This window comes from Rhodococcus sp. AG1013 (assembly GCF_003350365.1).
Classification (GTDB): domain Bacteria; phylum Actinomycetota; class Actinomycetes; order Mycobacteriales; family Mycobacteriaceae; genus Prescottella.
On sequence record NZ_QQAT01000003.1, the window covers coordinates 166,575 to 179,858 of the forward strand.

At 64.9% G+C, this 13,284-nt stretch carries 10 protein-coding genes; all 10 read left to right on the top strand.

Annotated features, from left to right (window positions below; genetic code table 11):
- The first annotated feature begins 107 nt into the window (after positions 1 to 107).
- The 10 genes from DEU38_RS05775 to DEU38_RS05820 all read left to right on the top strand — a co-directional run bounded on the left by DEU38_RS05775 (position 108) and on the right by DEU38_RS05820 (position 13,239).
- Positions 108 to 800 (top strand): hypothetical protein, encoded by a 693-nt coding sequence (locus DEU38_RS05775; RefSeq protein ID WP_114719167.1) that lies wholly within the window; start codon positions 108 to 110, stop codon positions 798 to 800.
- A 73-nt stretch (positions 801 to 873) separates the two neighbouring features.
- Positions 874 to 1,647 carry a hypothetical protein gene (locus DEU38_RS05780; RefSeq protein ID WP_147283464.1) on the top strand — a complete coding sequence of 258 codons (774 nt, stop codon included), beginning with the start codon at positions 874 to 876 and terminating at the stop codon, positions 1,645 to 1,647.
- A gap of 1 nt (position 1,648) precedes the next feature.
- On the top strand, positions 1,649 to 2,221 hold the full coding sequence (locus tag DEU38_RS05785; protein WP_114719169.1) for a hypothetical protein: 573 nt from the start codon (positions 1,649 to 1,651) through the stop codon (positions 2,219 to 2,221).
- 35 nt (positions 2,222 to 2,256) lie between these two features.
- Positions 2,257 to 2,676, top strand: coding sequence for a hypothetical protein (locus tag DEU38_RS05790; RefSeq protein WP_114719170.1), 420 nt, complete (start codon positions 2,257 to 2,259; stop codon positions 2,674 to 2,676).
- Positions 2,676 to 3,143: an HK97 gp10 family phage protein gene (locus DEU38_RS05795; RefSeq protein WP_114719171.1), complete on the top strand. Its 468-nt coding sequence runs from the start codon at positions 2,676 to 2,678 to the stop codon at positions 3,141 to 3,143. Before DEU38_RS05790 ends, DEU38_RS05795 begins: the two co-directional genes overlap by 1 nt.
- Positions 3,144 to 3,206: 63 nt before the next feature.
- Complete coding sequence (locus DEU38_RS05800) at positions 3,207 to 3,725, top strand: hypothetical protein (protein ID WP_114719172.1); 519 nt, start codon at positions 3,207 to 3,209, stop codon at positions 3,723 to 3,725.
- Positions 3,726 to 3,782: 57 nt separating this feature from the next.
- Positions 3,783 to 4,301 carry a hypothetical protein gene (locus tag DEU38_RS05805; protein ID WP_147283465.1) on the top strand — a complete coding sequence of 173 codons (519 nt, stop codon included), beginning with the start codon at positions 3,783 to 3,785 and terminating at the stop codon, positions 4,299 to 4,301.
- Between the two features lie 90 nt (positions 4,302 to 4,391).
- The gene (locus DEU38_RS05810; RefSeq protein ID WP_147283466.1) at positions 4,392 to 10,529 is read left to right on the top strand and encodes a hypothetical protein; all 6,138 of its coding nucleotides are present in this window, start codon (positions 4,392 to 4,394) and stop codon (positions 10,527 to 10,529) included.
- A gap of 6 nt (positions 10,530 to 10,535) precedes the next feature.
- Positions 10,536 to 11,558 carry a hypothetical protein gene (locus tag DEU38_RS05815; RefSeq protein ID WP_114719175.1) on the top strand — a complete coding sequence of 341 codons (1,023 nt, stop codon included), beginning with the start codon at positions 10,536 to 10,538 and terminating at the stop codon, positions 11,556 to 11,558.
- A 52-nt stretch (positions 11,559 to 11,610) separates the two neighbouring features.
- On the top strand, positions 11,611 to 13,239 hold the full coding sequence (locus tag DEU38_RS05820; RefSeq protein ID WP_147283467.1) for a hypothetical protein: 1,629 nt from the start codon (positions 11,611 to 11,613) through the stop codon (positions 13,237 to 13,239).
- The last annotated feature ends 45 nt before the right edge of the window (positions 13,240 to 13,284 follow it).

Below are 13,284 nucleotides of genomic sequence, written 5' to 3' on the forward strand. Positions count from 1 at the left end.
GACAATGACCGGTGCAAGCATTGCTGCCGGGCGTTGTGATCTCGGACTATCCTCATAGAAGCGCTGCTGGCTGTGGGCCGGGCACCATCCATTCCCTGGAGGTCCCCATGCCCACCAACATTTGGCCCAGCATCCGTTCCCGCTGCGTCCGCGTCACGAGCCTCGACTCGTGCGGTGCACCGTTCGTCGGACCGAAGTCCACCGCCGTCTCCGAAGGCCACATCTCGATCAAGCTGTCGCCGCAGTACGAGGACGGTGAAGAGACCAACCAGAAGAACGCGGGCGGCAAGTTGATCGTCGTCGAAAAGGCGCTCGATCAGCTGAAGTACTTCAACTTCGAGATGGTGTTCGCACATGTGAACCCGGACATCTTCAACCAGGTCACCGGCCAGCCGATCGTCCTCGATCATGCCGGGAATGCGTCTGGTATCCGCATCGGTGCGACCGTCGACGCGAACGTTGCAGTCGAGACATGGACTGACGTCCCGAACACCGCCTGCGGTCCGAACGGCAAGTCTTTCGGCTACGCGCTGCTGCCGTGGATCAAGGGTGGCCGGCTCGGTGACTTCTCGTTCGAGAACGCGCTCGCGAATTTCACCCTCACCGGGCATACCGAGGCGAACTCGCAGTGGGGTCTCGGCCCGTACAACGTCGTCCTCAACGAGCCGGTGTCCCCGGCTACGCAGCCGGCGGCCGGGAAGCTGCTGACTGCGATCGCCGCGGACCAGCACTTCCACATGGAGCCGACCCAGGTGGCGCCGCCTGCGATTACTGCCGGTGCGGTCCCGCTGGCCCCGTGATTCAGGTTCCTGACCGTGAGGCGGGCGTCAGCTGTGTGCTGGCGCCCGCCGCCGTCGTAGAAGAGGTGTGGATGTGAGCGTAGTGGGCTGGGATGTGGTGTCGTCGAACCCTGTGTGGGCGGATGCGACACCGGAGGACAAGGCGCGGGCGGGCGAGCTCGCGGTGCACGTGTTGTGGTCGCTGACCGGGAGGATCTTCGGTCTGGTCGAGTCGACGGTCCGGCCCTGTTTCGGGCCGCGGGATGGTTCGACGTATCGGGGGACGGCTGGTGGTGGCAGCGATGCGTACTGGTGGCCGGGCCTGATCAACCAGACTTGGTCGGTCGGCGGATGCGGGTGTACGCCGGGCTGCAACTGTGTCGGCCCGTCAGAGGTGGCGCTCCCCGGACCGGTTCACTCGATAGTGCGGGTGCTCGTCGACGGTGAGGTGGTCCCGGCATCGGCGTACCGGATCAAGAACTCCCGCTGGCTGATCCGGGTCGACGGGATGCCGTGGCCGCAGTCGCAGAACCTCACGGCCGGGGACAACGCTGTCGGCGCGTTCACCGTCACCTACCTGCAGGGCATTGAGGCCCCACTCGGCGGGCAGCTCGCTGCCGGTGATCTCGCAGTCGAGTTCCTGCGTGCACGGAAGTCTGACGGCCGCTGCAAGATCCCCGACCGGGCGATCTCCGTGTCCCGGCAGGGTGTCGACATCCAGATGGTTGATGCGCAGGTCCTGTTCGAGCAGGGCCTGACCGGTATCGCCTCCGTCGATCAGTGGATCGCCTCGGTCAACCCCCACAAGATCAAGTCCCGTCCGCGGGTGTTCTCCCCGGACAGCCCCCGAGTAGCAAGGATCCGCTGACATGGACATCGGCATCTACAAGCACGCCAGCACGCTACGTGACGAGTTCGCGGCGCAGCTCGAGCACACCCGTGCCGGCGCACCCTGTTTCGTCACCGTCCACCCCGGAGACATGATCCCCGCCTATGGGTGTGACTGCCGGGCGGGGGAAGGTGTGGCATGGGTGCGGCTGGTGTCGATGTATCCGACCGTGAACTATCCCGAGCCGTATGTTCTACCGTTCCCGGACCCGAGCGTGCAGTGGGCGGTCATCTTCGAGATCGGTGTCGACCGCTGCTACCCGAACACCGACGACAACAGCATGCCCACCCTGGGTGAGCTGGACTCTGCGGCGCGCGATGCGATCGACGACGCCGCGGCGATGCAGCGGGCCGCGATGTGTGCCTTCACCTCTGGCGAGCGAGTCATCCCCGGTAGCTGGGAGCCGCGCGGTCCTGGCGGCGGCATTCACGGCGGAACGATGACTGTCACCGTCCTGACTGATGGTGGGTGTGGATGCGACACAGAACCGCCCCAGCTCGACGCCGTCGTACCGCCCGTGGTGGGTGATCCACGGTTCCCGCATCTGCCATGAGTGACTGTGGGCGTAGTGCACCGTATCCTCATCTCATGACCACAGTTCGAGTTCGTGCAGAACAGGCGACTGTCGACTGGGAGCGCGGCTCCGAGTTCGAGGTCGAACGCACCCCCTTCGTCGACCGCCTCATCACCGACGGCCGGCTCACCGTGCTCGACAGCGCCAGCCAGTCCGCCGCGGAGAACGAGGGACTCGACACCGAACCCGGCCTGCCGATCGCCAGCAGCGACGAGCCTCCCCGCGCGGGTAAGGGCTCCGGCCTGGCTCAGTGGCGGGACTTCCTCGACCGTAAGGGCGTGGAGTACTCGGACGACGCCAGCCGTGACGATCTCATTGCAGTGTGGGACGAACACGTCGCGCGAGTCGCTAAGGCGCAGGCTGATCTCCAATCCGCTCGTGCCGAGGCGTGGGACGCTGTGGCGAGCCTCAATGCGGAGCTGGGCGAGTCCTGATGCCCAGCCATGTCGAGATCCACCACGAGCGGATGCGGCAAGCGCTCTCGACCGCGGCCGGCCAGTGGGGCAACAACATCGGCCGGATGATCGTCAACCGCGCGAAGGCCCGGGCGCCGGTCGACGAAGGCCGGTTGCGGTCGTCAATCTCCCACACCGTCACGATGCGCCCCAACGGTGTCGATATCCGGGTGGGTTCGCCGCTGCACTACGCCCGCTACGTACACGAGGGAACCGGCATCTACGGGCCTAAGCGGAAGAAGATCGTCCCCGTCTCCGCGAAGGCCCTGAAGTTCGGAACACCGAAGATGATCGGACCCCTGCCGGCCGGGATGAAGACCCCAGCGAAGGGCAAGCGCGGGTTCGTGTTCGCGAAGTCGGTGAAGGGTTCTCCTCCGAATCCGTTCCTCACCGACGGGCTCAAGGACGTGTTCGGCACCTCGAACGTCCACGTCAACCCCAGTTAGTCGTTCCACCCTTGTCGCCGCTGGCTGTGGGCCGGGCAACCGCAACGATCGAAGGACCAGCCCATGCCTCCTCGTACCCGCAAGACCACCGTCAAGCCGTCCCAGGCCGACGGAGCACCCACCCAGGATGAGATCGACGCCGCGGTCGAGGTGATCGAGACCCCGGACGACGTTCTCGACGAACCAGAGATCGTCGACTCCGAGGATCGGCCGATTCCGGAGGAACTGCAGTTCTCGACCGAGGATCTGCCCGAGCGCCCCGACCGCACCGAGCTCGAGAGTGACGTTCTCACCGTCGACGGGTTCGAGCTGATCGCTTTCAAGCCCGAGACGGCCGCGTGGAGTCTGCTGATCGGCGCCATGTCGAAGTCCGCGTCGTCCGCAGACAAGTCGTACGCGATCTGGGACATCGTCCGCAACAGCTTCGACGACGCGTCCCTGATGTACATCCAGGCCCGGCTGATGGACCCGGCCGACAAGTTCGATCAGGCGTTCCTCGAGAAGATCATCCTGGCGCTGATCGAGCGGTGGGCCCCGCCGTCTAACCGTGCGGAGCGCCGGAAGTCTGCTCGCAGGCGCTGACAAATGCCGAAGCCGTGGGGGCGTGAGCCCACCGCGTGGACGATCGACGGCCGGGTCATGGAAGTGACCCGGCCGCCGCTCGTCGAGCTCGTCAACCTTGTGATGGCGCCGACGCCAACCTATTTGGTGCTGTACACACTCACGCGCCCGGAGGATCGTAAGTACCTGGTGGCACAGGTGTTTGACCGGCAGTCCCGCATCGAGATCGAGCTCCTCCACGATGTCGCGGACCATCTCGTGCTCGGCTGGTTCGGGATGCCCCGCTGGACCGTGCAGGAGATCTGGTGGCGTGTACTCGGAAGCTGGGCGGAGATCGATGGCGAACTCGCCATGCGCGGAGTCGATCTCGTGAGCCTCGAACCCGCGCGCGCAACACATGTCGCCAAGTCCCTCCTGGCGAAGTGGGCATCCTCCAACGAGGACCATGCTCAGGAACTGTCACGCGACCTCACCACCGAGCCGCCACGGGTCGCGCAACGCCGCCTCGACATCGCGGACACTGTGGAAGAGATCGAAGCCGCCGCATTCGACTGGGAGGCCGCTGCCGCGCTGGTCAATCAGCAACGCAGAACGTGACCCTCGCCCCGGTGGCGGATAGGCTGCACGTAGTTCTTGTCGCTGGCTGCGGGCCGGGCACCTGTTTGGTGACCCGGGAGGACTCGGCCGGTGACAGCCCCGTTCGCTACCGCCTCTGTCAAAGCGAGTTTGGACTGGGGCAACCTCGATGCCGAGTTCGAGGCACGAGTGCGCGCGGCTGCGGAGAAGGCAACCAAGGCTGCCGAGCAGCATTTCAAGGACATCGAGTTCGCAGCGAATGTCCGTCTCGACACTGACACTGGGCTGTTCTCGCACGAGACCCAAACGCGATTGAATCTGCTTGGTCTCGAGGCTCGAGTGAAGCTCGATGCCGACACGGGCCTGTTCTCGTCGGAGACGCAGGCACGGCTGAACACCCTGTCCCTGTCGGCGGATGTGACGCTGAAGGCCGATAAGACCCAGTTGCAGGCCGCTCTCGCCGCGATGAGCGCCGAAGTCCCGATCTCGCTGAAGGTGTCACAGACGCACTTCCAGTCGTTCGTCGACACCCTGAACGCGAAGCTCGAGGCCGCGGACATTGTCGCCCCGGTGAAGCTGAAGGTCGCGAACGAGGCCGCGTTCCGTGCACACATTGCGCAGCTGACACAGCCGGAAACGAAGAACATCATCATCAACACGGTTGGTGGTGTGGGTGGTGCCGGCGGTGGTGGCGGTGTCGCCGGACTGGACATGTCGCTGGGGCGTGTAGCGAGATCCGGTCTGAAGATCGCCGGCATCGCAGCTTTGGTCGCCGCGATCGGCGGCGCGGCAGGGTTGGCGGCCGGAGCTGTCGGTGCACTCGCGGTCGGATTGGCCGGCGTCGGTATCGCGGGCGTCGCCGGGCTCGGCACCACGGTCCTCGGACTGCAGGGCATCGGGAAGGCATTCTCCGCCCTCAATGACGCATCGGACAGCGCCAGCGAGGACGCGGAAGCGAAGGCGAAAGCTGTTGCCTCGGCAACCAAGCAGGTCGAGCAGGCCGAGCGCGGGGTACGGGACGCAAAGAAGGACGCGCGCCGTGCAGAAGAGGACCTGACCCGCGCCCGGGCGGACGCGAAGGACCAGATCGACGAACTGAACTTCTCCCTCAAGGGCGCCGCGCTCGATGAGAAGGACGCGGCGATCGCGCTGCGTGAAGCGCAGGCGGAGCTGCGGAAGACGAAGGCGGACCCGAACGCCGATCGGACCGATCGGGATCGTGCGCGCCTGAATGTGGAGAAGGCCCTGCTGCGGCAGGAAGAGGTCGGCCGCAAGAACGCCAAGCTCGCCGAGGAAGCCGCGGATGCGAACGCGAAGGGCATCGAAGGCTCCGACCAGGTCGTGCAGGCGAAGGAACGCATCGAGGCCGCGAACGAGCGCGTCACCGATTCCGAGAAGGCCCTGATCGACGCGAACACGGCGCTGCAGGAAGCGTTGACGTCGTCGAGCTCGGCCGCGGACAAGGTCGAGAAGGCTCTCGAGAAGCTGTCGCCGAACGCGCGGGCGTTCGTGATGGCGATGATGGCGCTCAAGCCGCAGTTCACCGAGCTGAAGAACATCGTGCAGGACAACATGTTCGCCGGGCTCGACTCGGTGTTCACGAATCTCGTCGAGACGTCGATGCCCACGCTGCAGGAAGGTCTCGGCGGGGTGGCCACCTCGATCAACGGCGCCGCAAAGGAATTCGCCGGCTTCTGGGCGTCCGCGGAGGCGCAGGACGGCCTGAGGAACCTGTTCGCTGGCACCGCCGACATGATCACCGCGATGCAGCCCGGTTTGGCGCAGCTCACGACCGGGTTCCTCGATATCGGGAACGCCGCGGCACCGGTGATGGATCAGGTTGGCGCGTCGGTGGGTGGTTTGCTCGGCCAGGTCGGGCAGGCGTTCACCGACGCCTTCGAATCTGGGGCGCTGACCCAGTTGTTCACCGTGTTCTCGACCATGATGGACGGGCTCGGCGGCGGGTTGAATGCGCTGCTGGATGGGTTGATCGAGTTCGGGAACGTCGTGGGCCCGGTCCTCGGGCCGGTCCTGCAGGTCCTTGGTGAATCGATCGCCGCCCTCGCGCCGTCGTTGGGGCAGTTGGGTGTCGCGTTCGGTGACGCCCTGATCGTGGTGCTTCCGGTGCTGTCGGAGTTCATCTCCGCGCTCGCCGACGGCCTGACACCGATCATGCCGATCCTCGCGCAGCTGCTGCAGTCCCTCGGCGCCGCCCTGACCCCGCTGATCGAACCGCTGTCGCAGATCCTGCAGACCGTCGGCGGAGCCCTGGTCGGGGCGATTGATGCCATTGCTCCCGCGATCGGACCCCTCGGGGAGGCTTTCGCGGTACTGGTCAACGCACTCGCACCGATCCTGCCGCTCATCGCTGAGGTCGTCGGGATGGTCGTTGGGGCACTGGCGCCGGCGTTCACGACGGTGTTCGAGGCACTAGCCCCCGTGATCAGCCAGATTGTCGACGGGCTACGGCCGATCTTCGAGGCGCTCGCCCCGGTCTTGGCGCAGGTCGCTGGGGTGATTGCGGACGTGTTGGTAACTGCGCTGCAGGTGTTGTCGCCGATCTTCGCGGAGCTGCTGCCGGTACTGACGACCGTTGCACAGGTACTGGCACAGTCGCTTGGACAAGCTCTCACTGCACTCGCGCCAGTGTTCACCGAGATCGTGACCGCGGCCGGGGAGTTCCTGCAGGCGGCGTTGCTGCCCCTGCTACCAGTGATCCAGCAACTCGCGGAAAAGCTGTTCCCGATCCTCGCTGACGTGATCGTGCAGCTGGCGCCCATTTTGTCACAGCTCGCCACCAGCGTCGGCGCGGTCCTGGTGCAGATGGCGCCGGTGTTGGGACAGATCGCCACCCTGCTGGCGGATCTCCTGATGAAGGCAATTGAGGCCCTCGCCCCACTGATCCCGCCGCTCGCAGAAGCGTTCCTGAAGGTGATCGAGGCGCTGCTGCCTCTACTGCCGGTGATCCTCGACCTTGCAATGAAGCTGCTCCCACCGCTGGTGAACATCTTCATCGCACTGCTGCCCGTGATCGATCCGATCGTCACGATCGTCACCACGCTCGTCGAGATTTTTGCGGACCTGGTCAATTTCCTATTGCCGATCCTCATCCCTGCGATCGAGCTGCTGGGGTCGATCGTTGCTGGAGTCTTCGACGGGATCGCGAACGTCATCGGCTGGGTCATCAACGAGATCGTCAAGCCAGGGCTCGAGCAGTTCCAGGAGAACCTCGGCCGGGCACACGATTTCATCGGCGGCGCGGTCGATGGCATCAAGAACTTCTTCCAGGGCCTCGGTGACAAGGTCGGCGAGGTCAAGGACTGGATCGTCGACAAGTGGAACGGCCTCGTCGACTTCGTGACCGGGCTGCCAGAGCGGATGGCGCAGGCTGCCTCCGGTATGTGGGACGGCATCAAGAACACGTTCGCCAGCGTCTTGAACTGGGTCATCCAGAAGTGGAATGACTTCCGTATCGAGATGAAGGTCCCGGACAGCATCCCGATCATCGGCGGGAAGGGCTTCACGATCGACACCCCCGACATTCCACTCCTGGCGAGGGGTGGTCTGGCAGGGCAGCGGTCGGATGGTGTGTTGTTCGGTCCGGGGACTGGAATCTCAGATGACATCCTCGCTCTGGATGCGAGCGGTCTGCCAACGGCGCGGGTTGCTCACGGCGAGATGGTGATCAACAAGGAGCAGACGGACCGGAATCTTCCGCTGTTAACGGCGATCAACGCCGGGTGGACTCCATCACCGGAATTTCTACGCTCCCTTGTGTACGGGCTGCCTGGCCATGCCGGCGGTGGTGTTGTCGGAGGACGCGGGTTGTCGTCGGGGTCGTCGACGGTAGCTGCTCCCTCCAGTGCTGGCACCTCGGCAGGTAAGCAGCTCAACCGCGGTGAGTGGATCGCGTTGTTCGGCAACGCGGAAGAGTTCGACCGGATCCTCGCCGAGCAGAACGAGAAGAACCGCCAGCAGCTCACCGATACCGAACAACGCTATGTCGGGTTCGGGGAAACCGTCACCGGTGTCCTCACCGGCCTCAAGGACGGCGTGTTCCCCGCGCACATGGAAGGCCTCGCGGAGGTCGCGAAAACTACGCTCGGTACCACCGATGAGGGCCAGAAGAACTGGGACAACCTCGGCGCCAAGGTCGGTCAGGTTGCGACCGGCATGCTCGAGGGCACCTTCCCGGCGCTCCGGCAGGGCCTCGATGGGCTGGGGCAGTTCGCTAAGGGTGTCGTCGACGGGTTCGGCACTGACTGGGCGAGGATGCCTAGTCTGGTTGCGCCGCCGGTCAACTGGATCATCGACAAGGTCGTGAACACCGGCCTCCGCGACGCGTGGATGGGTGTGAAAGCAGCGATCCCCTCCCTGCCGGACTGGGCGGCACCGGTTGCGCAGATCACCGGCTACGCGACCGGCGGCATCATGTCCGGCTACACCCCCGGGCGGGACGATCGGATCATCGCTGTCGGCGGCGGTGAGGCGGTCATGCGGCCGGAGTGGACCCGCGCGATGGGCCCGGACTACGTCAACTCCATGAACGCGGCCGCCCGCTCGGGTGGCGTGTCCGCAGTCCAGAAGCTCTCCGGCGCCTACGCCAGCGGCGGAATCGTCCAGGGCGGTGCGGAGCTCACTACCGATATCCAGCGGTCGATGTGGGATGCAGTCCGCACCGCGTTCCCGAACGCGCAGCTTTCCTCGGGCACCCGCTACTCCGATGTCGGCTCCGGCTACGACAACCACATGGCGGCACGCGCCATCGACCTGGGCGGTCCGCTCGGCAACCTCGCCGAGCAAGCGCGGTGGATCGCCACCACCTATCCGGACTCACTGGAACTGATCCACTGGCCGCTGGACGGCTGGGAGAACCTCAAGAACGGCACGCCGCTGAACTACGGCGACGCGACGAACTCGCAGCACATGGACCACGTCCACTGGGCCATGTCGCAGATGGTTACCTCGGACGGCAAGTTCATCTCCGCTGGCGGTGGGGGAGGCCTGGCCGGGGCACGGTCGGCGGTCCTTGCCGGGTTCGATGCCGCGATGGGCAAGCTCGGGCAGGAAATTCCCGACTTCGGGGCGTCCCTGTTCGGTCAGGTACCGGGGAAGATGTTCGACGCGATCAAGTCCGCGGCGAGCGCCGAGGTCGGTAAGTTCGCCGGCCGGTCCGGATCTAGTGGCGGGAACTCTGCGTGGGACGTCTCGGCTGGCGCTGAGCAGTGGCGCCAGATGATGATCGACGCCTACCGCAACCAGGGCTACGAGCCGACGCCGGAGAAGATCGATGCTTGGGTCCGGCAGATCGACTCCGAGTCCGGTGGCGATCCGAACATCGCGCAGCAGATCGTGGACGTCAACGGCACCGGTGAGGCTGCGGGTGTCGGGCTGGGGCAGATGATTCCGAACACCTGGCAGGCATACCGCGACCCGTCGCTGCCGGACAACCGCCGTGATCCGTGGGCTATGACGAACGCGATGGTCCGCTACGGCGAGCAGAAGTATGGCGCCGACCTGCTTGACGTCATCGGTCACGGTCACGGCTACGACCAGGGTGGTATCGCGAACGGGATCGGCCTGATGCCGAAGTACACGATCAAGCCTGAGCGGGTCCTGTCGCCGGAGATGACACCGATCTTCGAGCGTCTCGTCGAGGTGCTCGAGCGGCCGGAGATCGCCACGATCCTCCGGATGCTGGATCCGTCGCGCGCGCTGACCCCGATCGCGGCACCGGAGCTGGTTGCGGCAGCCGTCGCGCCGGCGCCCGCGGTGGATCCGCTGAAGACCGCCGCACAGGGTGCCGCGCAGGCTCAGGACGCCTACGACTACGTCGAGGGCTACGACCCGAAGAACCTGCGCTCGCAGCAAGCCGAGTTCGGGCGCGTGTTCGACAAGTGGCGCAACGGGGAAGCAGACCTCGCCGCCGGCCAGGCGTGGATGGACGACCAGGAGTTCGGCCCCCGGGTCGAGGAGCTCCTCATCAACGCGTCCAAGGAGACTGCGGGTCAGTTCGCGGAGCCGGTTGGACTTGGCGGCCTGGTCAACCAGGACATCGACGGATGGGTCAAGAACCAGCGCCTGGCACAGATCGACGCGAACGACGCCGCGGCCGCGCGCGGGGAGGCGCCGATGTTTGCGGAGACCGTCAACTTCTACGGCATGGACCCCGGCAAGGTCGGCGACGAAGTCATCCGCGCATTGGCCCATGGAATGACCCCTGTCACTCAGACGTACCGGAAGGGATAGGGGCAGATGACGTTTCCGTGTGACCCGAACTTCAACAACGGATTCCCGATGCTGATCATCAACCGCGATCTGGATCCGCGGTCAGCGACGTTCGGCCAGGACTTGATGTCGATACCGATCTTCGGCCCCGACATGGACGCCTTCGGAATCAGCCTCCTCGAGGGCTACAGCGGCTTCTACCACACCCCGATCACCCAGCCCCGGGAGAACTACGCCTACCAGGAAGGCAGCACGCCCAGCGACTTTCCGCGTGTGGAGGAACGGATCCTGGACTTCACCCTCGGCGTGCGGGCGAAGAGCTGGGACCAGTTCAAGCACATCGAGACCGTGCTCTGGCATGTAATGAAGCCACCGAAGGGCAAGCCCCGCGACTTCATCCTGCGTATGTATCACGGCCCGGGGGAGGACGATTGGCGCGAGATCACCATGCGTCTCGAACGCACCCCGAAGGACTTGTTCAAACGCGGCCCGGGTCTCTTCAAGTCCGCGGTATGGGCGCTGACCACACTCGCGTGCGACCCGTACTGGTACTCGAAGACCCTGCAGGACACGGTCACCTTCGACACTGGTACCGGCACTGGTGCGGCTCGGATATCGCAGCGTGTGCTCGCTGTCTCGAATCATGCCGACCAGGAGTGCTGGCTCGAGTACGCCTCGAACCAGTGGACGACGAACCCGACGTGGGCGTCGACGCTCTTCGTGCCGGACGGTCTCGGCGTCTATCCGCCCGGCCACAAGGATCCGAATGGGAACGATGTTTCGGGGCAGCGGATCCGGAAGAAGATCGAGATCCCCACCATAGCCAGGTCGTTCGTTGTTCAGACCCACCCCCTGCAGATCCCGTTGGAGACGGAACCGGAGACTCAGGCGGTCGCTAATATGCGCGGCAACTACTTCGACTTCGCGCTCCCACCCCACACGGTCGACGCGCAGCTCCCGGTCACCCTCGTCGGAGGTAACGCCCAAACCCAACTGTCCGTGTACGCGACGCAGCGGTGGGATCGCTGCTGGGGCGGTGAAGCACTGTGATCGAAGTGTCTGTGGACAACCTGGTTTGTGTCCACCGTGAAAGGAGCGGTGAATGCCTCCGCTGATGACCTGCGATGAGGTCCGGTCGACGATCCGGCAACGCACGATCGACCGGGTCTCGCTTCAGCGCTCTCGTCCGAAGCTGACCCTCTACGACAAGAACTGGGAGAACCCGATCCCGATCGTGGGGGAGGTTGCGGCGTCGTTCGAGGAGAAGCTCAACGACACAGGTGAAGGCTCGTTGACGCTGTTCGGGAATCACCGGATCCGTGAGTGGCTGATCGAGGAACTCGAAGACGAGGAAGACGTCCACATTCGCGTCCAGATGGCCGGCAAGGAATGGACCGGCAAGGCTGCGACGATCACGGACAGGGGTGACGAGAAGGGCTTCGAGTGGATCGAGGTCAGGTTCCTCCACGAGTACGAGCACATCAAGAAGATCATCTGCTACTCGAATCCGCTGCTCCCGGCGGAGTTGCAGTACCCGAAGATGTTCGTGTTCGCGGGACCGTCGATCCTCGGCATCAAGACCCTGATGTTCCTGAACCTGCTGCGCCGCTTCGGTCCGCTGTGGGCGCTGCCGGAAAACCTGTTCGACCCGGCATCGTGGCTGGCGAACCTGAATCCGGCGAACTGGCCGATCGTGGTGCTGCCGGGCAAGTTCCTCGGCGACACGTCGATGTGGCAGGTCATCTCGACCCGGTTCGGGAACCTCCACGACGTGATCGCCCCTGCCCTCGCAGACGCCGGTCTGCAGGTCGTGGTGAAGCGCTGGTTCCCCGGAATGCCGCAGCCGGCGCCGACTCACTTCACGTTGACGAAGCCGACGCTCACGATCGACGTCGTCGACAAGTCCGGCTACCGCGGGCTGACCGGCACGATCTTCGACGGCCTGATGCACCTGGTCACGAACATCGCCGACGACATGATCAACGAGGTCGTCACGCAGCTGACCGGTCAGCCGAACCGGCCGGAGTACTCCCTGGCTGGGGTCTTCGGGACGCATCCGGAGCAGCCGTTCGTGACGTGGCGGAACGCTCAACGCACAGGACTGACCGGGATCGGGGCGTGGCAGGCATCGGTTCATAAGGCGCTAGCGGGCGCGATCGTCACTGGCGGTCACAGTCCGGACTGGGTGAACGCCGGGCTGAAACTCATCGCGAACGCGATCCTCGGCTACATCGGAGCGATCTTCGGCAACGCCGGGCTCGCGTTGGGCATCTTCGACTCCCAGATCGAAGACGTCGTGCTCGCGTTCCATCGGGTCGCGAACCCGCTACGGCAAGCAAGGATGGGCACGCACGGCCCAGGGTATGGCGAGTATTGGGAGTCGACAGGTGGGACCGGTTTCAGTCTCAGTGCACTCCAGGCGATCCGGACTGGGTTCGATCGCACGAAGGCATACCGGTCGTACAAGGTGTCCGTCCGTGACGGCGCACCGTGGTGGGTCGGTCGGCACTTCGACCTCGGAGACCGCACCGCGGTCGAGGTCGGTAAGCGCGGCAACCTGTACATCGACCACGTCTACGGGCTGAAGGTGTCGTGGGATCGCTCGAAGGACCCACGCTGGGACATCGCGATCGGCGACGACGGCGCCGATCCAGATCAGCCGGGTGCGATGCTGGCACGGCAGATCGCACAGGTGAAGGGCATCGTTCAGGCGATCGGTGTCTCGTCGTGATCGAAGTGGCAGTGGATACGATGAGTCTGTACCCAATGAACATGG

Bases quoted from the DNA above. Each gene is read 5' to 3' on its own strand.
- DEU38_RS05800 (WP_114719172.1), top strand. From the start codon at position 3,207: ATGCCTCCTCGTACCCGCAAGACCACCGTCAAGCCGTCCCAGGCCGAC.
- DEU38_RS05795 (WP_114719171.1), top strand. From the start codon at position 2,676: ATGCCCAGCCATGTCGAGATCCACCACGAGCGGATGCGGCAAGCGCTC.
- DEU38_RS05820 (WP_147283467.1), top strand. From the start codon at position 11,611: ATGCCTCCGCTGATGACCTGCGATGAGGTCCGGTCGACGATCCGGCAA.
- DEU38_RS05815 (WP_114719175.1), top strand. From the start codon at position 10,536: ATGACGTTTCCGTGTGACCCGAACTTCAACAACGGATTCCCGATGCTG.
- DEU38_RS05790 (WP_114719170.1), top strand. From the start codon at position 2,257: ATGACCACAGTTCGAGTTCGTGCAGAACAGGCGACTGTCGACTGGGAG.
- DEU38_RS05805 (WP_147283465.1), top strand. From the start codon at position 3,783: ATGGAAGTGACCCGGCCGCCGCTCGTCGAGCTCGTCAACCTTGTGATG.
- DEU38_RS05785 (WP_114719169.1), top strand. From the start codon at position 1,649: ATGGACATCGGCATCTACAAGCACGCCAGCACGCTACGTGACGAGTTC.
- DEU38_RS05775 (WP_114719167.1), top strand. From the start codon at position 108: ATGCCCACCAACATTTGGCCCAGCATCCGTTCCCGCTGCGTCCGCGTC.